Annotated in this window: 21 protein-coding genes; 15 read left to right on the top strand and 6 right to left on the bottom strand. The window is 68.4% G+C overall.

What is annotated here, in order from left to right; all coding sequences use genetic code 11:
- Window positions 1–137 precede the first annotated feature (137 nt).
- The 3 genes from HLK59_RS29950 to HLK59_RS29940 are packed head-to-tail and all read left to right on the top strand — an operon-like array spanning window position 138 to window position 2,171.
- A complete protein-coding gene (locus HLK59_RS29950) occupies window positions 138–713 on the top strand; it encodes an FABP family protein (RefSeq protein ID WP_171144671.1) in 576 nt (191 codons plus the stop codon).
- A 32-nt stretch (window positions 714–745) separates the two neighbouring features.
- Window positions 746–1,195: a transcriptional repressor gene (locus HLK59_RS29945; protein ID WP_171144670.1), complete on the top strand. Its 450-nt coding sequence runs from the start codon at window positions 746–748 to the stop codon at window positions 1,193–1,195.
- A 10-nt stretch (window positions 1,196–1,205) separates the two neighbouring features.
- Window positions 1,206–2,171, top strand: a complete 966-nt coding sequence (locus tag HLK59_RS29940; protein WP_171144669.1) for a folate-binding protein YgfZ — start codon at window positions 1,206–1,208, stop codon at window positions 2,169–2,171.
- Here the strand turns inward: HLK59_RS29940 and dtd are convergent.
- On the bottom strand, window positions 2,168–2,593 hold the full coding sequence (gene dtd / locus HLK59_RS29935; RefSeq protein ID WP_171144668.1) for a D-aminoacyl-tRNA deacylase: 426 nt from the start codon (window positions 2,591–2,593) through the stop codon (window positions 2,168–2,170). The genes HLK59_RS29940 and dtd overlap by 4 nt on opposite strands.
- A gap of 159 nt (window positions 2,594–2,752) precedes the next feature.
- On the opposite strand from dtd, the gene HLK59_RS29930 reads away from it, so the two are divergent.
- Window positions 2,753–3,325 carry an aerial mycelium formation protein gene (locus HLK59_RS29930; protein WP_171144667.1) on the top strand — a complete coding sequence of 191 codons (573 nt, stop codon included), beginning with the start codon at window positions 2,753–2,755 and terminating at the stop codon, window positions 3,323–3,325.
- An 86-nt stretch (window positions 3,326–3,411) separates the two neighbouring features.
- Window positions 3,412–4,710, top strand: coding sequence for a GNAT family N-acetyltransferase (locus HLK59_RS29925; RefSeq protein ID WP_171144666.1), 1,299 nt, complete (start codon window positions 3,412–3,414; stop codon window positions 4,708–4,710).
- Window positions 4,711–4,933: 223 nt separating this feature from the next.
- On the opposite strand, the gene HLK59_RS29920 is transcribed toward HLK59_RS29925, so the two are convergent.
- Window positions 4,934–5,116 carry a hypothetical protein gene (locus HLK59_RS29920; RefSeq protein WP_171144665.1) on the bottom strand — a complete coding sequence of 61 codons (183 nt, stop codon included), beginning with the start codon at window positions 5,114–5,116 and terminating at the stop codon, window positions 4,934–4,936.
- Between the two features lie 163 nt (window positions 5,117–5,279).
- On the opposite strand from HLK59_RS29920, the gene HLK59_RS29915 reads away from it, so the two are divergent.
- On the top strand, window positions 5,280–6,188 hold the full coding sequence (locus HLK59_RS29915) for a GntR family transcriptional regulator (protein WP_171144664.1): 909 nt from the start codon (window positions 5,280–5,282) through the stop codon (window positions 6,186–6,188).
- Window positions 6,189–6,227: 39 nt separating this feature from the next.
- Here HLK59_RS29915 and HLK59_RS29910 read toward each other — a convergent pair whose 3' ends face one another.
- A complete protein-coding gene (locus HLK59_RS29910; protein ID WP_171144663.1) occupies window positions 6,228–6,416 on the bottom strand; it encodes a hypothetical protein in 189 nt (62 codons plus the stop codon).
- Between the two features lie 209 nt (window positions 6,417–6,625).
- Between HLK59_RS29910 and HLK59_RS29905 the strand changes: the two genes are divergently transcribed.
- Window positions 6,626–7,504 carry a winged helix-turn-helix domain-containing protein gene (locus HLK59_RS29905; RefSeq protein ID WP_171144662.1) on the top strand — a complete coding sequence of 293 codons (879 nt, stop codon included), beginning with the start codon at window positions 6,626–6,628 and terminating at the stop codon, window positions 7,502–7,504.
- 156 nt (window positions 7,505–7,660) lie between these two features.
- Window positions 7,661–8,407: an HAD hydrolase-like protein gene (locus HLK59_RS29900; protein ID WP_346779844.1), complete on the top strand. Its 747-nt coding sequence runs from the start codon at window positions 7,661–7,663 to the stop codon at window positions 8,405–8,407.
- An 18-nt stretch (window positions 8,408–8,425) separates the two neighbouring features.
- On the opposite strand, the gene HLK59_RS29895 is transcribed toward HLK59_RS29900, so the two are convergent.
- Window positions 8,426–8,617 (bottom strand): hypothetical protein, encoded by a 192-nt coding sequence (locus HLK59_RS29895; RefSeq protein WP_171144661.1) that lies wholly within the window; start codon window positions 8,615–8,617, stop codon window positions 8,426–8,428.
- A 206-nt stretch (window positions 8,618–8,823) separates the two neighbouring features.
- On the opposite strand from HLK59_RS29895, the gene HLK59_RS29890 reads away from it, so the two are divergent.
- From HLK59_RS29890 to HLK59_RS29865, 6 genes are all read left to right on the top strand, one after another.
- Window positions 8,824–9,630 (top strand): winged helix-turn-helix domain-containing protein, encoded by an 807-nt coding sequence (locus HLK59_RS29890; protein WP_171144660.1) that lies wholly within the window; start codon window positions 8,824–8,826, stop codon window positions 9,628–9,630.
- 120 nt (window positions 9,631–9,750) lie between these two features.
- Window positions 9,751–11,022, top strand: a complete 1,272-nt coding sequence (locus HLK59_RS29885) for an aminoglycoside phosphotransferase family protein (protein WP_171144659.1) — start codon at window positions 9,751–9,753, stop codon at window positions 11,020–11,022.
- On the top strand, window positions 11,012–11,782 hold the full coding sequence (locus HLK59_RS29880) for an HAD-IA family hydrolase (protein ID WP_171144658.1): 771 nt from the start codon (window positions 11,012–11,014) through the stop codon (window positions 11,780–11,782). The genes HLK59_RS29885 and HLK59_RS29880 overlap by 11 nt, the downstream gene beginning before the upstream one ends.
- On the top strand, window positions 11,736–12,815 hold the full coding sequence (locus HLK59_RS29875) for a phosphotransferase (protein WP_171144657.1): 1,080 nt from the start codon (window positions 11,736–11,738) through the stop codon (window positions 12,813–12,815). Before HLK59_RS29880 ends, HLK59_RS29875 begins: the two co-directional genes overlap by 47 nt.
- Before the next feature lie 10 nt (window positions 12,816–12,825).
- Complete coding sequence (locus tag HLK59_RS29870) at window positions 12,826–13,437, top strand: TetR family transcriptional regulator (protein WP_171144656.1); 612 nt, start codon at window positions 12,826–12,828, stop codon at window positions 13,435–13,437.
- Between the two features lie 51 nt (window positions 13,438–13,488).
- Window positions 13,489–15,531 (top strand): AAA family ATPase, encoded by a 2,043-nt coding sequence (locus HLK59_RS29865; protein WP_171144655.1) that lies wholly within the window; start codon window positions 13,489–13,491, stop codon window positions 15,529–15,531.
- 5 nt (window positions 15,532–15,536) lie between these two features.
- On the opposite strand, the gene HLK59_RS29860 is transcribed toward HLK59_RS29865, so the two are convergent.
- The gene (locus HLK59_RS29860) at window positions 15,537–16,376 is read right to left on the bottom strand and encodes a nitroreductase/quinone reductase family protein (protein WP_171144654.1); all 840 of its coding nucleotides are present in this window, start codon (window positions 16,374–16,376) and stop codon (window positions 15,537–15,539) included.
- Window positions 16,377–16,644: 268 nt separating this feature from the next.
- Here HLK59_RS29860 and HLK59_RS29855 point away from each other — a divergent pair, with 268 nt between their 5' ends.
- On the top strand, window positions 16,645–17,139 hold the full coding sequence (locus tag HLK59_RS29855) for an HAD domain-containing protein (protein WP_171144653.1): 495 nt from the start codon (window positions 16,645–16,647) through the stop codon (window positions 17,137–17,139).
- On the opposite strand, the gene HLK59_RS29850 is transcribed toward HLK59_RS29855, so the two are convergent.
- Complete coding sequence (locus HLK59_RS29850; protein ID WP_240982722.1) at window positions 17,105–17,950, bottom strand: NAD(P)-binding domain-containing protein; 846 nt, start codon at window positions 17,948–17,950, stop codon at window positions 17,105–17,107. The genes HLK59_RS29855 and HLK59_RS29850 overlap by 35 nt on opposite strands.
- Between the last annotated feature and the right edge of the window lie 35 nt (window positions 17,951–17,985).

Raw genomic sequence — 17,985 nt, 5'->3', positions numbered from 1 at the left:
TAGGAGCACCACGTGCTTGAGGTTGTATTCGAAGTCCTGCTCGCCCTGGTCTGCGTCGGCGTCCTCGCCTTCGCCGGGCTGACGGTGAAGAAGCTGTACCAGGGCCAGCGCTGACCCATACCTAGGAACCGCCTCTCATGATCGAGATCCCGTCCGACCTCCACAAGGACCTCGTCCCGCTCGTCTTCCTGCTCGGCAACTGGGCAGGCGCGGGCGTGCACGACTTCCCCGGCTCCGAGAAGTGCAACTTCGGGCAGGAGGTCACCTTCTCGCACGACGGCCGGGACTTCCTGGAGTACCAGTCCCACACCTGGGTCCTGGACAACGACGGGAACAAGGTCCGTCCCCTGGAGTCCGAGCACGGCTTCTGGCGCGTCGACGCCGACCGCAAGGTCGAGGTCACGATGGTCCGTGACGACGGCGTCGTGGAGATCTGGTACGGCGAGCTGGCGAAGCAGAAGCCGCAGATCGACCTGGTCACGGACGCGGTCGCGCGTACGGCGGCCTCCGGCCCGTACACCGGCGGCAAGCGTCTGTACGGCTACGTCAAGAGCGACCTCATGTGGGTCGGCGAGAAGCAGACCCCCGAGGTCGAGCTGCGCCCCTACATGTCCGCGCACCTGAAGAAGGTCGTCACGCCGGAGGACGTCGAGCGCTGGGCCAAGGCCCTCCCGGACGATATGCCGGACGACGGTATCGCCTTCTTCAAGTAAGCCTCCGGGCGAGTGGGCCTAGACTCGTCGGTGTGGTGAGCACCGACTGGAAGAGTGATCTGCGGCAGCGCGGTTACCGGCTGACCCCGCAACGGCAGCTTGTGCTGGAGGCCGTGGACACCCTTGAGCACGCGACCCCCGACGACATCCTCACGGAAGTGAAGAAGACGGCGTCGGGGGTCAACATCTCCACGGTCTACCGGACCCTGGAGCTCCTGGAGGAGCTCGGTCTGGTCAGCCATGCCCATCTGGGGCACGGGGCGCCGACGTACCACCTCGCGGACCGTCACCACCACATCCACCTGGTCTGCCGTGAATGCCAGAACGTCATCGAGGCGGACATCAAGGTGGCCGCGGAGTTCACGGCCAAGCTGCGGGACACCTTCGGGTTCGAGACCGACATGAAGCACTTCGCGATCTTCGGCCGCTGCAAGGACTGCGCGGAGAAGAGCTCCCTCAAGACTTCAACTACCGAGTCGTAGGCTTAGGCATATGAAGAGCCCTCTGCTGTCCCTGCCCGGCGCCGTCCCCGCCGAGGGCGTGGACGAAGGCGTCGCGGCCCACTACGGCGACCTGTTCCGCGAACAGCGCGCCCTCGCCGACGGCACCGGATTCGTCGACCTCTCCCACCGCGGTGTCCTCACCGTCACCGGCGAGGACCGGCTGAGCTGGCTGCATCTGCTGCTCACGCAACACGTCTCCGAGCTGCCCGTGGGCGAGGCCACCGAGGCGCTGGTCCTGTCCGCCAACGGCCACATCGAGCACGCGCTGTACCTGGTCGACGACGGCGTGACGGTCTGGATCCACGTGGAACCCGACACCCAGGAGGCGCTGCTCGCCTACCTGGAGTCGATGAAGTTCTTCTACCGGGTCGAGGCCGCCGACCGCACGGCGGACATCGCGGTCGTCCACCTCCCGGCCGGTTCGATCGCCCCGGTGCCGGTGGGTGTCGTCGTCCGCGAGACGGCGTACGGCCGTGATCTCTTCCTTCCGCGCGCGGACCTGGAGTCGTACGCCGAGAAGGCGGGCCCGGCGGCCGGCCTGCTGGCCTACGAGGCGCTGCGCGTCGAGCACCACCGCCCCCGCCTCGGCTTCGAGACCGACCACCGCACCATCCCGCACGAGCTGGGCTGGATCGGCACCGCGGTCCACCTCCAGAAGGGCTGCTACCGCGGCCAGGAGACGGTCGCCCGCGTCCAGAACCTGGGCAAGCCGCCCCGCCGGCTCGTCTTCCTGCACCTCGACGGCAGCGAGGTCCACCTCCCGCCGGCCGGCACCCAGATCCACCTCGCCGACGACGGCCCCGACGGCCGCAAGATCGGCTTCATCACAACATCCGTACGCCACCACGAACTCGGCCCGGTCGCCCTCGCACTGGTGAAGCGGAACGTACCGGTGGACGCGAGACTGGTGGCGGACACGACGGCTGCGGCGCAGGAGACCGTCGTAGAACCCTAGATCTCGACGAGCACGGTGAAGGGGCCGTCGTTCGTGAGTGACACCCGCATCTGCGCGCCGAAACGGCCCGTGGCCACCGTCGCGCCCAGGGCGCGGAGCTGGGACACGACCTCGTCGACGAGTGGCTCGGCGATGTCGCCGGGGGCGGCGGCGTTCCAGGTGGGGCGGCGGCCCTTGCGGGCGTCGCCGTAGAGGGTGAACTGGCTGATCACGAGGAGGGGGGCGTCGATGTCGCTGCATGACTTCTCGTCGTGCAGCATGCGGATCGACCATAGTTTGCGGGCCAGTTGGGCGGCCTTTTCCTTGGTGTCCTCGTGGGTGACGCCCACCAGGACACAGAGCCCTTCGCCGGCGATCTCCCCGACGGTCTCACCCTCGACGACGACGCTCGCGCCGTCGACTCTCTGAACCACTGCACGCATAGGACCATCATGCCGCGCGGGCCGGAGTGACCTTTCCCCGGGCTTCTTTTTGATCGATAACCCCCCATCTGGGGCCGATCGGGGGCACTCGGTCACATAGCGGCCACTTGGGGTGGCACGATGCTCACACACGCCCGGTCGAGGGGACGGTTGAGGCACATGAGCACACCGAGCATCGGACAGCCGCCCGGCGCTGTTGTCCGGCCGCCCGCGCAGCGCACGGAGACGCCGCGGCTGCCCGCGGACCCGTCCGAGCACGACCTCGCCCCGCTGAACCTGCCCGAGCTGCGCACCCTGCGCCGGGACGCCCAGCGCGACGAGGCGGACCTCAGCTATGTACGGCGGCTGCTCCAGGGCCGTATCGACATCCTGCGCGCGGAGTCGGCACGCCGCTCGCCCGCGGGCGAGGGCTCGGTGGTGGAGCGCCTCTCCGAGATCCTCGCGGACGCCCCGGCCCGCCAACGCTCCTCGGCCCGCCACGTGACGCTGGGCACGCCCCACAGCGAGGAGTACCGCCGCCTGGCCGCCGAGATGCTCGCCGAGGTCGAACTCTCCGACCTCCAGGCCCGCACCGACCTCGAACTCGACGCCGCGATGGCCCGCCTCGTCCGCTACGAACAGCAGGTCTCCCGCCGCCGCCAGCGCCTCCAGCGCACGGCGGACGACTGCAGCGCGGAGATCGCCCGGCGGTACCGCGAGGGGGAGGCACAGGTGGACGACCTGTTGATGTGAGGAGCGGGTGCGGGAGGGGGCGGGCGCCCCTGGGGAGCGGGAGAAATCGTCGCGACAGCTCATCGTCGTAGATCTAACGTGGCCCCATGACTCGCCCGCCTTCGAGCCCCCGATCGAGCCCGCGCCCGAGCCCGAGCCCGCGCCCCGACATCGACGTCCGTCCGATCGGCAAGGACGAGATCCCCGACTGGATCCGCGCTCTGAACACCGGATTTCTGCGCAGTCCCGGCGTCACCGAGGACGAGATCGCGGACCGGAGCAGCTATATCGAACCGTCCCGGACGCTGGGGGCCTTCGACGGCGGGCGGTGTGTGGCGACGTTCCGGTCGTTCGAGCAGCAGCTCACGGCGGTCGGCGGCGCGGCCGTGCCCGCCGACGCCATCACGAACGTCAGCGTGACGGCCACCCACCGCAGGCGCGGCATCCTGACACGCATGATGGCCGAGGACCTCGGCGCGGCGAAGGAGCGCGGAGATGTCGTCGCCACGCTGATCGCCGCCGAGTACCCGATCTACGGCCGCTACGGCTTCGGCCCCGCGACCTGGATGACCGAGTGGACGGTGGACGTGCCGCGCGCCGGCCTTGACGCCCGTTGGTCGGGACCGGAGGACGGCGGCCGTATCGACCTCGTGGACCGGGAGGACGTCCGCGAGCTCGGCCCGGAGCTGCATGAGCGCCTGCGGCGCGGCCAACCCGGTGCGGTCAGCCGTACGCGGCGATGGTGGGAGACCGAGACCGGGGCCGTGCTTCTGGACCGCGCCCCCTGGGTCGAGCCCTTCTACGCCGTGTACCGCTCGGCCACCGGCGAGGTCGAGGGCATGGTGGCGTACAAGTGCGACGACCACTGGGACGACAAGCAGCCGGCCGAGACGGCCAAGGTGAGGTGGCTGATCGCCACGACCGCCGCCGCCGAGCGCGCCCTGTGGCAGCACCTCTGCTCGATCGACTGGGTCACGAAGGTGCGGAGCGGCTGGCGCGGGCCCGACGACCTGCTGCCGTTCTTCCTGCCCGACCCGCGCGCCGCCCGGATCACCACGCACGCGGACTGGCTGTGGGTGCGGATCCTGGACGTCGTACGGGCTCTGGAGGCGCGTACGTACGACGGTGAGGGCGAGCTGGTGCTGGAGGTGGCCGACCGGGGAGGGCTGGCCGGCGGGCGGTATCTGCTGGTGACTTCCGCGGACGGGACGTCCTGTACGCCGACCACGCGGAGTGCCGGACTCTCGCTGGACATCGCCGACCTGGCCACCCTGTGGCTCGGGGACGAGTCCGCCGTACGGCTTGCCGCGCTCGGCCGGGTCCGGGAAGAACGAGCGGGCGCCGCCCGGATGGCCGACGCCCTGCTGCGTACGTCCGGGCGGCCTTGGTGCCCGGACATGTTCTGAGACCTCCTCGCGGCGGGGACAGGGACTGGTGCTGGATAGGTACTGGACTGGTACTGGGACTGGTCCTGAGTTCTGATCCGTAGCTCGTGCTCTTGAGTTGTGGCTGTGCTCAGCGATGTTCAGTTGTCGGTGTGCAGTTGTGGCGGTGCTGGCCGACCAAGGCTCTCGGCTCCCCTCCGGAAGAGAGCCCGGTCGGCCGGCTGCGCGGACTTGGGCGGTCCGATCAGCCGGACTGGGCGAGCAGCATCACGAGGATCGCCGCTCCGAGGCCGCCGACCATGGTGCTTTTTGCCTTGATGCCGACGGTGAGAAGGACGAAGGCGATGATGCCCATCGGCCCCCACTTCCACTGGATGAGCTGCTCGAATCCGATGGCGAGGGCAGCGATGGCGATGGCGAACGGCATGACGATCCCCCCTGGGCGAAGTCTGTTGTTTGGCGCCAACCCCTTGGAAGCTTGACCATGTTGTGCAAGTTGGCGACCAACTTCACTGTACTTATCTCCGCTTGGATGCGTCTCATAACCACCTTCCCTCGAACTGCCCAAAGATGGCGGGAAGTTGTAGTGTTTGGTCGTGGACCCGAAACACGCCCCCGTCAATGGACGGGAGAGGTCACAGAGGTCACACACATCACATCGTGAGGTGGCCGACGAGCTGCGTTCCCGGATCCGGTCCGGTGAGCTGCGGCCGGGTCAGCGCATGCCCACCCAGGCCAGGCTGGCCGACGAGTTCGGAGTGGAACGCGGGGCGGTACGCCAGGCCCTGCGCATCCTGCAGACCGAGCAGCTGCTCACCAACGTGTCCAAGGGCAGCCCCGCGACCGTCGCCCCCGACCTGGACAGGGCGCTGACCGGCCCCGGAGCCCCGCCGCTGTCCACCATGGTGGCCCTCGCCCCGCGTATCGCCGCGGCCTTCGCGACCCCGCACGTCGAGATCGACGCGCTCTGTCTGACCTCTGTCTCCTTCAACCTCGCCCTCGGTGAACCGCTGCGCCAGATTCACGCCGGACGGCTGAAACCGGCCAAGGTCGACGTCCGCGTCCTGCTGCCGAGCCGTGAGATCGACCTCGCCTTCCCGGCGCTCGTGGACGCCTCGACGGACGGCCGGCTCCAGCGCCGCTGGCTGGCCCAGCGCAACGCCCAGGGGCAGGTGCTGAAGCACAATCTGCTGGCGTTGCGCGCCACCCACGGCATCGATGTCCGGATCACCTTCCGCGCCCTGCCCTTCACCCCGCCGGTGAAGCTGTACCTGCTCAACAACACGGAAGCCCTCTTCGCGTACTACATGCTCGAAAAACGCGAGGAACAGATCGACCACGAGTTCCTTCAGATGTACGACGCCGAGGGCACCCAGTCGATGCTGTTCGCCTTCGAGCAGGGCGCGGGGCTGCGGGACACCACCTTCGTCGAGCAGTCCCACCTGTGGTTCAACGCACTGTGGGAGACGATCAGTTCGGAGCTGACGCTCACGAGCTGAAGGTCTCCCACAGTGGCGGATCCGGGCGTCGCCTGTCTTTCATAGGGCGGGCCCCGCGACCAGCAGGGCGAGCACGACGGCACCGATGGAGATCAGGGCCGAGCTCTTGGCCTTGAAGCCGATGGTCAGTATCAGCAGACCGATGATGCCGGTGGCGCCGTACTTCCACTGGAGGGTCTGCTCGAGGCCGGTGATGAGGATGGCGGAGAGGAGGTAGAAAGCTGGCACGGTGTTCCCCCTTCGGGCGTGAGGCGGGCGTCCGGGACGGGCGGGTGCGGGGGGTTGGGCGACGATGCGGCGGGTTGGACGATAAGGAGGCAAAACTTCCGCCAACTTGGCGAAGTTGGCAACCATCTCACTCATACTTGTCCCCACTTGGCCCCTAGTCCGAAACAACTTCCAAACAACTCCCCATAGATGGATCGGAGTTGTAGCGTTTGGTCGTGACCCAGGAGAACGTGGCAGTGAACGGCAGCAGAAGGCTCTCGCCCCAGGAGATCGCCGACATCCTGCGGGAACGTATCCGTGCCGGAGACCTCAAGGCGGGGGACCGGCTGCCCACCCAGGCCGAGTTGGCAGAGGAGTTCGGCGTGGAACGCGGCACGGTCCGCCAGGCCCTGCGCGCGCTCCAGGAGGACGGCCTGCTGAGCAACGTCAGCAAGGGGAGCCCGCCGCGGATCGCGGAACCGGCGCCGGTGCGGGGCGCGCCGCAGCCGACGATGGTCGGGCTGGCGCCGAGGATGACGGAGGCCTTCGGGGCGGAGCATGTGCGGGTGGACGTGGTCAGCCACACCTCCGAGACCCTCATGCTGTCTCTCGGGGACTCGCTCCGCCGGATCCACGAGGGCAGGATCCGCCCCGAGTCGATCGAGTTCCGGGTCCTGCTGCCGTCCCGGGACATCACCCTCGCCTTCCCGGTACTGATCGACCAGGACGGCGAGGAGAACCCGGTCCACGAGCGCTGGCTGGAGATGCGCAACGCCCAGGCCCACGTGCTGAAGTACAACCTCAACGCCGTCCGCTCCACCCACGGCATCGACGTCCAGGTCACCTTCCGCGCCCTGCCCTTCACTCCCCCCGTGAAGCTGTACCTGCTCAACAAGCAGGAGGTACTGCTCGGCTACTACATGCTCGAAAAGCGCGAGGAGGAGTACGAGAGCCAGACCCTGGAGATGTACGACGCGCTGGGGTCGCAGTCGGTGCTGTTCTCCTTCATGAAGACGGCGAGTGATCGGGACGCGGCGTTCGTGGCCGAGTCGCAGAAATGGTTCAACGCCCTCTGGGAAACCATCACCACGGACCTGACGCTCTCCTGAGTGACGAGGGCAGTACCCGGGCGCCACGAGGTCGAACTTCGACGGCTCACAGGGTCGTCGATGCGGTGACAGTAGGCGCGCGCTCCCGGTCGACCAGGGCCAGAAACGGTTCGATGCCATCTGGGCAACGATCGCGCGTTGCCCGACACTCGGTTGGTGGCTGCTGAGACGGGACAGACCAACGTGGTGACACATCCGATTGAAAGTCTGCCGAAGCAAGTCGCTCTGACGCGCCATATCCTCTTCGACTTCGACGGGCCGATCTGTCGGCTGTTCGCCGGCTACTCGGCCGCGGACATAGCCCAGGCACAGGTGAAGTGGCTTGAGGTACACGGACGGGACGGACTGCTCACCGAGCAGGAACGTTTCAGTCCGGATCCCCATGGTGTGCTGGGTACGTTCGCCAAGAGGTATCCCGGCAGCGACCTGGTGATCGGCCTTGAGGAGCACCTCACTCAACAGGAGCTGCTGGCAGCGAAGTACGCCTACCCGACACCGTTCGTGGACGTGCTGATCCAGACCTGGGTCGCCGTCGGAGCGCGGATGGCCATCGTGACGAACAACTCGCCCCGCGCGGTGGCCGACTACTTGGGCGGCAGAGGACTGCTCTCCTGCTTCACGCCCCACATCTACGGGCGTGTGGCGCAGGAGTTGCACCACCTCAAGCCGCATCCGGAGACCCTGAACCGAGCTCTGCGCGCGATGGGCGCGGCACCGGCGTCCTCGCTGATGATCGGCGACAGCGAATCCGACTACATCGCCGCACGTGCCGTAGGGGTCCGGTTCCTGGGCTACGCGCGTAATCCGCGCAAGCGGCAGGAGCTGTTGGACGCGAAGGTGCGGCCAGAGAACATCCTGGACTCCCTGGAACCACTGCTGACGGCGGTGCGAGCCCAGCGCTGAGCGCTCTGAACTCCCCGCCTAGGCCTGGGACATGAGGACAAGCAGGATCACGGCGCCCGTGGCCGCACAGGTGGAGTTGGCTGCCTTCAGCCCGACCACCAGCAGCAGGAATCCCAGGGCCCCGCAGGCCCCGTAGGCGCCCTGTATGGCCGTCTCCACGATGATCAGCGCCACACCCGCCAGGAGACTCAGCTCCTCTTTGGCCTTCATGTTGCCCCCCAGGTTCTGTCAACTAGTCGACCAATTGGAAGGATTGGCCTGCAAGTTGACTGTTCCCGTGGTTCTTGATCGGTTAACTACCAAGTCAAAGATGAGGTTTATTGGTCGGATTCAGTGTCGTGGCGGTCGGAAAGCGGTACGTTCGGCATGTGACCGCTTCGGGGAATCGTGAGGCCAGTGGCCGGACCTACAGTCGTGTGCACAACGCGCTGTTGTTGCGGCTGACCGACGGGACCTATCGGGTCGGTGACATGCTGCCGCCCCAACGGGACCTCGCAAAAGACCTTCAGGTGTCTCGGGATGTCGTACAGAAGGTGCTGAAGGACCTCGCGGACGAGGGATTCGTCAAGTCCGTGCGAGGCAGTGGCACCCGAGTCGTCGAGCCGCCTACCGCCAAGGGCACCGCGGCGGACGACGCGCAGGAGCGCCCCACTCTCTATGAGTACATGGGCAAGGCCTTCAGAGAACCGGAGGTCTCGCTCGATCTTGTGGCGCTCACCGCCGAGACGTTCATAGGGCACTTCCGGTCGCAGACGGAGCTGGTGACGGCCGGCAAGATCAAGCCGGCTCGGGTGACGGTGCGGATGCTGCTGCCGTCCGAGGACACGGACCTCGAATACCCGCGAGCACTGGATCCGAAGGATGATCGTGTCCGGCTGCGCTGGCGCAACAGAGTCCGGCGGCATGCGGCGGAGATGGGCGATTTCTGCCAGGAGTTGGAGAACGCGGGGGTCGAGGTGAAGCTCCTCATCCGCCGAAGGCCGCGGACTCCCGAGTTCAAGTTGATCCTGCTCAACGACACCCACGCTCTGGTCGGGCTGTACGCCCCGGTCGTGGGTCCCATCCGGCTGGACGACGGCACCATTGTCAGCCGGGCGGTCGACGTCAAGGGCGCCGGGGTCAATCTGCATCTCTACGAGAGACGTGGCGAGGGCGCGGACGACGTCTCCCAGTTCGGTGATTATCGAGAATGGTTCGACAGTCGCTGGAATCTGAACACTTAGTTCCGACCTGCTCAATGGGGGACCTGCCAGGGAAAACACGCTCTGTCGTACTGGGCGGGAAGGTGTCCAAATAGTGGCTATCCGTGAGAAGGATCACTCGAACCGCTACGCTCTGCCGCCATGTCGTCTCCCCTGCACCGCAGAGCACACCAGATCCTGGTGCGCGTCTTCGCGGAGCTGCAACGGCGTCGCCCCGGTGGCGGTCTTGTCGTCGGCCACCACAACAGGAATCACATCCTGCCGTTGGGGAAGCCGCTGGCCTATCTGCTGCAGTTGGACTCCGCGGACGCGCACGCCAAGTTCCGTGTGCCCGTCAAGACGGTGGAGGTCGTCCCACGGCTCTGGCGCGAGTCGGAAGTGCTGCGAGCGGTGAGCGGCGGCGTGGGCGAAGTCCCCCGTTGTCTGGCTGACTTCGGGGCCTGGTCCTTGCAGGGGTATCTCGCGGGACGGGCGTTGGCAGAGGAGACACCCAACGGGCCGATCGGCCGCGCGCGGCTGGAGGCGCTGGCCCACATCTTCGCCCAGCTTGCCGCCCTGCCGGAGGATGTTCTGCCACAACGTCCGGCCGATTGGCCTGTGAGCGAAGACAGCACCGGCTTCCTGCACCGGCTGGCGGCATTCACCGAAGAGCGTGTGCACCAGGCCAATCGTCCGCGCTTCGGGCAGCTCTTCGACGCGGTGGGCGTGCCGTCCAACGCGGTCGATCGGTTCCGGAGACTCTGGCCACAGCTGACACCCCGGCCTTTCGCACTGCTGCACACGGACATCCATCGGGCCAATGTGGTGGTGATGTCGCAGGCCGAGGGCGAGCAACTCTGCGTTATCGACTGGGAGTTGGCGCTGTACGGAGATCCCCTGCACGACCTGGCGACCCACCTCGTACGGATGGACTACGACGTGAGTGAGCACGACCTCATGATCGAACTCTGGTCCGATGCGATGAGAGCCGTGGACCGGGAGAAGGCGACGGCGGGCATGGAGTTCGATCTCCGCGGCTACCTGGACTTCGAGTACGTGCAGTCGATCTACCCCGACGTCATGCGGGCGGCGCTCGCGCTGCCCGATGAGGCCGAGGCCGAGCACTTCGCACAGGGAGCGGAGCGGGTGTGCCGCGCTCTGCGGCGGGCCTGGAGCCCCCTTGGGATGAAGGGGGAGCCGGTGGACGAGCTCACTGCCGCGTCGGCGCTGCGTCAGTGGCACGCCGGGGACAAGGCAGCTGGTGTCGGCGGCATCAGCCGCTTTCTCGCCCGGCATCGCCGCCGACTGCTGGACCGGTGCCCGGATGCCGATCAGCCCAGAGGCGCCGCTCGGAGACTGCTCACAGTGCCGGAACGGGAGCCGGCTGTCGACATGGGGGAGCTACTGGAGGGCTTGGAACGGAATGGCTGTTGAGGCCGGAACGAAGAGGGGTGGCCAACCGCTTCTCTCAGGGATCCGTGGAGTTCTGTTCGACTTCGACGGGCCGGTCTGCCGGCTCTTCCCCAACGAGTCGTCGCGGCCTGTCGCCGACGAACTCAGGGACATGCTCGTCAGAGAGGGCGTCAAGCAGTTGCTGACGGCGAGCGAAGAGCAGAACAAGGACCCGCATGTCGTCCTCCAGGCCGTGCACCGCGGACGTCCCAAGCGGGATCAGCTGGTGCGTGCCATGGAGGAGCTCGTGAGCCGGCGGGAGGTGGCGGCCACGCAAAAGGCCCTGCCCACGCCCGGTGCGGTGGAACTGATCCACCGACTGTGGAAGAACGGACTGCGGCTCGCCGTGGTCACCAACAACTCCCCGAGTGCTGCGGACCGCTACCTCCGGGACTGGGGAGTGAGGGACCAATTCGGGGCGATCCACGGCCGTTCCTCGGACCCCGACTTGATGAAACCGCATCCCCACGTCGTCCTGTGCGCGCTGCGAAGTCTTGGGCTGGGGCCGACGGAAGCCGTGATGATCGGGGACACTCCGACGGATCTCGAGGCCGCCCGGCATGCCGGCGTCCGGTTCATCGGGTACGGCAGGAACGAACTCAAACAACAGCGGTTGCGGGATGCCGGGGCGGAGGACGTGCTGGGGGCGTACGCTCCATTGCTCGATGAGATGGGGGAGAAGGGGGCCGCCGCCCATGAACCCGGAGCCCGTTCGCTCGGTGAGCCGGCAGCGTGCCTATGAGGTGACAGCCTTCGGTGAAGTGGTCATGGGGCCGCTTCAGGGCTATCACCACGAGACCTACGTGGTCCGGCTACCGGGAGGGACGCGACGGGTCAAGGTTCGGGAACTGAGGGACGGGATCCTGTGGTTCGACCGCAGGTGCTTCAGGTCGGAAGAACAACTGTTACGCGGGCTGCAAGGGTGGATCACCTACATTCCGGACGTCTTCGATGTCGACGGCATGCATATGCAGGGCTTCATCGAAGGGAGGACTCTGGGGCGGAGTCTTCTGTGGAGTCGGCGCGTTCCCGGCCCGCTCTTCGTCCAACTCGTGCAGCTCTTTGAGCAGATGGTGCACATCACCCCGGACAAGCTGTGGGTGGAGCGACGTTGCGCGCTCGATGACCGTGCCGTGGACGGAGACACGGACAGATTCCTGGGAACCCTGATCGATTTCATGGAGCAGCGGGTCTACTACGCGAACCTGGAGCGGTTCGGAAGTCTTTTCCAGCAGCTCGGGTTGGGCAGCGAATCGATCATGTTTCTCAGGAAGAGCGTGGCCGGGCTCAGGGCGCGGCCATTCTGCTTACTGCACGGAGATCTGCACCGCGAGAACCTCGTGATCGACCCTGGGGGGAACCTCTGGACCATCGACTGGGAGCTGGCGCTGCTGGGTGACCCGTTGTACGACCTCGCCACCCATCTGTACCTGATGCGCTATCCGGCAGATCAGGAACGCGCCATGGTCAGGGAGTGGTGTCGGGTCGTGGAGCTGGTTCGGCCCGGCAGCTCGTACGGCTGGGAGGAGGACTTGCCGCGGATCCTTGCCTTCAAGAAGGCGCAGTCGGTCTTCACGGACGTCATCCGGACATCGCTGTCGCTGGGTGCGGGGTCGAAGTTCGACTGGTCGATGCTGCCGGGGGCGGTCCGCAGGCTCAGGGACATACTGGCTGCCGCGGCTGAGCCACTCGGGCTGGAAATGGTGCCCACGCCGGCGCAGATCATGGCAGCGCTGGTCCGCTGGCAGCGCACCACCCACCTCGAGTTTGCATAAGCTCCTGCCCATGCCAGAACCCGGCCTCCGAGAGCGCAAGAAGCGGCGGATGTACGAGACCGTCTCCGAGATTGCGATCCGTCTCTTCCTGGAGAAGGGCTTCGACGCTGTCCCCGTGGCCGAGATCGCCGCCGCGGCCGAGATCTCGAAGCCGACGCTCTTTCGGTATTTCCCGACCAAGGAGGACCTGGTCTTCCACCGCATCGCCGATCATCAGGACGAGGCCGCGTGTGTGGTGCGTGCTCACCCCGGTGCGCCCCTTGATGCGCTGCGGTTGCATTTCCTTGAGGGGATCGAGCGGTGTGATCCCATCACCGGGCTCAACGACCACCCCGCGGTACGAGCCTTCTATGACCTGCTCTATGGCACTCCCGCCCTGGTCGCGAGGCTCTACACCCACCTCGAACGCTCCGAGGAGGCCCTGGCCGAAGCGCTTGGTGGTGATCTTGGTGCGCGGCTGGCCGCCGGTCAGGTCGTCGCCGTACAGCGAGTGCTCGCTCAGGAGAACTGGCGGCGGGTCAGGGGAGGGGAGCGGGTCGAGGACGTGCAGGGTGAGGCCACGGTCGCTGCCGAGGAGGCGTTTCGTGCGCTTGGCGCCGGGTTTCCGCACCTCGCTGGTTGAGGCTCGGTAAAAAATTTAACTCGGTTACGTTATTTCGGTACGCTCGACCGTATGACGCCACCCGACCCCGCCCTCCAGCACGCCCTCCACCTGGAACGCGCCCACCACGACACCTGCCGAGCCGCCCTCGCCGCCATGGTCGACGGGGCCCAGGAGCAGGTCGTCAGCGGCGAGGACGTCTCCGCCTCCGGTGCCGACGCGGAGGTGCTCGGGTATCGGCTGCGCAGCCGGGCCAAGGAGATGCGGGAGTTGCCGGAGGGGCCGTTGTTCTTCGGGCGACTGGACTCGGCCGCCGAGCGGCAGACGCTGCACATCGGGCGGTTGCGGATCAGCGAGCACCCCGCGGCCCCGCCCCTCGTCGTCGACTGGCGGGCGCCCGTCTCCCGCGCCTTCTACCAGGCCAGCGCCCGCGACCCGCAGGGCGTCGCGGTGCGGCGGCGGTTCGGGTGGGCGCCGGGGAGCAAGGGGGACTACGCCGACCTCACCGGGCTGGAGGACGAGCACCTGCGAGGAGGGGAGGGGCGCGCGGTCAGTGGCATCGTCCTGGACGAGATCGAGCGGCCTCGCGTCGGGCCCATGCGGGACATCGCCGCGACCATCCAGCCCGAGCAGGACGATCTCGTACGAGGAGATCTGCGCGCGTCCGTGTGTGTGCAGGGCGCCCCGGGCACCGGCAAGACCGCCGTCGGGCTGCACCGGGCCGCCTATCTGCTCTACACCCACCCGCAGCGCATCCGCCGCGGCGGCATGCTGATCCTCGGCCCCAACCGCACCTTCCTTGCGTACATCTCGCAGGTGCTGCCCGCGCTGGGCGAGACCGGCGTACGGCAGGCCACCCTCCAGGACGAGATCGCGCGGCACCCGGTCAGGAGTGAGGACGACAGGAGGACCGCCGCCGTCAAGCACGACGTGCGGATGGCCGAGGTGCTGCGGCGGGCGCTCTACGCGCGCGTGTCCGCGGACGCGGGCGTTGTCGAGGCGCTGGCGATTCCCGACGGGTCCTACCGGTGGCGGGTGCCGGCCGACGAACTGGTGCGGATCGTGGCGGGGGTACGGGCCGAGGAGCCGCCCTACGGTGTCGGGCGGGAGCGGGTCCGGGCACGGGTCGTGGCCTGCGTCCGGGCGCAGGCCGAGCGGCGCGAGGGGCCGGTGCCGAGTTCCTGGGTGCGGCGGATCGAGCGGGCGCGGGCGATCAGTGCCTACGTCGATGCCGTGTGGCCTCGGGTGCGGCCGGAGGAGGTCGTCGCCGAACTCCTCACCGAACCAGGTGTGTTGGCATCGGCCGGAGACGGGGTGCTGGACGCCGATGAGCAGAAGGCGCTGCTCTGGGACAGGCCGCCGAGGTCGTGGAAGTCGGCGCGGTGGTCCGCCGCCGACCTCGTTCTGCTCGACGAGGTCGGCGGGCTGATCGAGCATCCCGAGGCGTACGGACATGTCGTCGTCGACGAGGCGCAGGACCTCTCCCCGATGGAGTGCCGGGCCATCGCCCGGCGGGCCTCCTTCGGATCGCTGACCGTGCTGGGGGACCTGGCGCAGGGCACCACGCCGTGGGCGGCGCGGACCTGGTCCGACCAGCTCGCGCACCTCGGCCGGCCGGACGCCGACGTCGTGACGCTCACCACCGGATTCCGGGTGCCCGAGGCCGTCGTAGGCCTGGCCAACCGGCTTCTGGAGCGGCTCGATGTCGACGTGCCGGCCTCGCGATCCCTGCGCGGGGACGGGGAGTTGAGGATCCGGGACGCCGGGGCCGGGGACGTCGTGGGTGACGTGCTCGGCTCGGTTGTGGCCGCCGTGCGCGACGCGCTCGGCCGGGAGGGGTCCGTCGGGGTGATCGCCGCCGACGCGGATGTGCCCCCGGTGCGAGCCGCCCTCCACGCCGCCGGCCTCGACACCGCGGGCCCCGACGACCTCGGCGCCCGCGTGACCCTCGTACCGGCGACGCTGGTCAAGGGGCTCGAGTACGACCATGTCGTCGCCGTCGAGCCCGCGGCGATCGCCGAGGCGGAGGAGCGGGGGCTGCACCGGCTGTACGTGGTGCTCACGCGGGCGGTGTCGGGGCTGGAGGTGGTGCACGGACGGCCGCTGCCCCTGTGAAGGGCTCAGCCGCCCAGCAGCGGGATCAACTGCTCCTCCTCGTAGGTGAGATGGGCCTCCAGCTCGGTCGCGAGCCGTTCGAACTCCGCCTGGGCCGTGGCGGGTTCGTCCGCCGTCCACACCACCTGTTTCAGCTCCTCGACCAGCGCGGCGATCCGCTCGTGCTCCTCGCGCAGGCGGGCCAGCGCGGGGGCGGCTTCGGGGTGCCGGTCGGTGAGGAGGGGGAACAGGCCGAGGTCCTCGCCGGTGTGGTGGTTGTGGAGGCCCTGGCAGAAGGTGAGGCAGTTGACGCGGAGTTGGGCGCCGAGGGTCGAGCCGGTGTTCTTGGCCAGCTCCTCGCGGATCAGGGCGAGTTCGTGGCGGAAGTTGTCGTGGACGAGCCTGATGGCCTCGCCCATGGAGCCGGCCCGGATGTTCGGCGGGCCGGGCGCCGCGCTCTCGTACAGGGCGACCACGGGGATCACCCGTTCGCCGGCCTTCTCCTGGTACGCCGCCCAGCCTGGTTCCGTCTCCACCGCCCGCGCGAACGACCGGTCGCGTTCCTCGTCCTCCAGGACGACGGCCCGGGCCTCGTAGGTGAACGCGCCGCTCTCGACGGTCACTTGGGGGTTCGCGCGGAGGTTGTGGTACCAGGCCGGGTGCCTGGGGGAGCCGCCCGCGGAGGCGATGACCAGGACGCGGTCGCCGCCGTCGGGGAGGTAGCCGAGGGGAGTGGTGTGCGGGGTGCCGGTGCGGGCGCCGGTGGTGGTCAGCAGGAGCAGTCGGGCACCCTCGAACATGCCGCCGACGCGCCCGTTGTTGGCCCGGAACTCGTCGATGATCGGTTGGTTGAAGTCGTTGGGCATTCGCTTCTTTCTCTTCGTCGCTGGTCTCTGGGAGGCGAGGGCGAAGAGAAGGCGGCGGACCTCTGGCCCGCACCGGCCTCACTCGGAGGCCGGGTACCCAACTGTCGCGCGGCACGTGGCCGCAAACCCGGCAGTCATGCGAGGGACGGTAGCCCGGCGGTCATGAACGGCGCCACCGAATATCCGTGCAGGCGGTATAGCGGCATAGCGGTATATCGGTGCAGGCGGTCGCGGGTGGGTGCTCGCGGGCAGTGCATGCTGACTGCCGATGATTCTCTTTCTCGACATCGACGGGACGATCCTGCCCTTCGGATCCTCGCGGCCGTATCCGGTGTACGACGGTGAGGTGGCCGCCGGTCACCCCCTGCTGAACCGCGCCGACCCCGGTCTGGGCGTGCGCCTCACGGCGTTGGGCTGCGAGCTCGTCTGGGCCACGACCTGGGCGGCGGAGGAGGCCAACGACCTCCTCGCGCCCTGGCTCGGGCTGCCCCCGCGGCCGGCCGTGGACTGGCCGGCAGCGGGGGACGGGGAGGGCGGTGTCCTGCACTGGAAGACGTTGCCGCTCCTCGACCGGGCGGCCGGGCGGCCCTTTGTCTGGGTCGACGACGAGATCGGGGCGGCGGATCGGGCGTGGGTCGCGGACCATCACCCCGCACCGGCCCTCCTCCTCCGCGTCGATCACCGGTACGGGATCACCGGCGCGGACCTCACCGTCGTAGAGCGATGGCTCAGCGACGGCCTAGTAGCTCGGTCAGCCGGGTGATGCCGTCCGTGCCGTGGCCCAGGCCGATGGCGCGGCGGGCCTGGCCCTCGGCGGTGCGCAGTACGGCCGTGTCGATGCCGTGCGTCTCGGCGGTGTGGACGATGTGGGCCATCGAGGAGACCGAGGAGGTCAGCGGGTTGCCCTCGCCGGAGTAGGTGCCCTCGTCGATGTCGTCCGCCCACTCGGCGAACAGCGGCGGCAGGATCGCGCCGATGCTCTGGGCGAAGGGGGCCAGTTCACGGGCGGTGATGCCTTCGGCGCGGGCCAGCGCGAGGGCGTGGACGTAGCCCGCGGTGGCCGTCCAGAAGATGTCGAGCAGGGCGATGTCGTGGGCGGCGGCCCGGCCGGGGTCCGCGCCGAGATGGGTGTGGGTGCCGCCGAGGGCTTCCAGGGCGGGGCGGTGCTCGGCGTAGAGGTCCTCGGGGCCGCTGTGCAGGAAGACCGCGTGGGGCGTGCCGATGGTCGTGATCGGCGTCATGATCGCGCCGTCCAGGTAGCGGATGCCGTGCTCGGTCGCCCAGTCGGCCGTGCGGCGGGCGCGGTCGGGGGTGTCGCTGGAGAAGTTCACGACGGTACGGCCCTTGAGGGCGCCGGTGACGGGTTCCGTGCGCAGGAAGGTGTCGGCGGCGTCGTAGTCGACCACGCAGACGACCGTCAGCGGGCTCGCGGCGACCGCTTCGGCGGCCGAGGGGGCGCTGATCGCCCCGCGCTCCCTGAGGTCGAGGTCCCGGCCGGGTGTGCGGTTCCAGACAGTGGTCCGCAGACCGGCGTCCAGGAAGGCGCCGGCCAGGGCGCGGCCCATCGGACCCAGGCCGAGGACGGTGACGGTGGGGGTGGGGGTGGGGG

Origin of the sequence: Streptomyces sp. S3(2020), from assembly GCF_013044505.1 — a bacterium.
Lineage (GTDB): Bacteria > Actinomycetota > Actinomycetes > Streptomycetales > Streptomycetaceae > Streptomyces.
The sequence above is the reverse complement of the archived record's forward strand: the minus strand, read 5'-3'. Positions and strand labels throughout refer to the sequence as shown.

Coding starts and splice junctions, on each gene's coding strand:
- HLK59_RS29950 (WP_171144671.1), top strand. CDS start 138: ATGATCGAGATCCCGTCCGACCTCCACAAGGACCTCGTCCCGCTCGTC.
- HLK59_RS29940 (WP_171144669.1), top strand. CDS start 1,206: ATGAAGAGCCCTCTGCTGTCCCTGCCCGGCGCCGTCCCCGCCGAGGGC.
- dtd (WP_171144668.1), bottom strand. CDS start 2,593: ATGCGTGCAGTGGTTCAGAGAGTCGACGGCGCGAGCGTCGTCGTCGAG.
- HLK59_RS29930 (WP_171144667.1), top strand. CDS start 2,753: ATGAGCACACCGAGCATCGGACAGCCGCCCGGCGCTGTTGTCCGGCCG.
- HLK59_RS29925 (WP_171144666.1), top strand. CDS start 3,412: ATGACTCGCCCGCCTTCGAGCCCCCGATCGAGCCCGCGCCCGAGCCCG.
- HLK59_RS29920 (WP_171144665.1), bottom strand. CDS start 5,116: ATGCCGTTCGCCATCGCCATCGCTGCCCTCGCCATCGGATTCGAGCAG.
- HLK59_RS29895 (WP_171144661.1), bottom strand. CDS start 8,617: ATGAAGGCCAAAGAGGAGCTGAGTCTCCTGGCGGGTGTGGCGCTGATC.
- HLK59_RS29885 (WP_171144659.1), top strand. CDS start 9,751: ATGTCGTCTCCCCTGCACCGCAGAGCACACCAGATCCTGGTGCGCGTC.
- HLK59_RS29880 (WP_171144658.1), top strand. CDS start 11,012: ATGGCTGTTGAGGCCGGAACGAAGAGGGGTGGCCAACCGCTTCTCTCA.
- HLK59_RS29875 (WP_171144657.1), top strand. CDS start 11,736: ATGAACCCGGAGCCCGTTCGCTCGGTGAGCCGGCAGCGTGCCTATGAG.
- HLK59_RS29870 (WP_171144656.1), top strand. CDS start 12,826: ATGCCAGAACCCGGCCTCCGAGAGCGCAAGAAGCGGCGGATGTACGAG.
- HLK59_RS29865 (WP_171144655.1), top strand. CDS start 13,489: ATGACGCCACCCGACCCCGCCCTCCAGCACGCCCTCCACCTGGAACGC.
- HLK59_RS29860 (WP_171144654.1), bottom strand. CDS start 16,376: ATGCCCAACGACTTCAACCAACCGATCATCGACGAGTTCCGGGCCAAC.
- HLK59_RS29855 (WP_171144653.1), top strand. CDS start 16,645: ATGATTCTCTTTCTCGACATCGACGGGACGATCCTGCCCTTCGGATCC.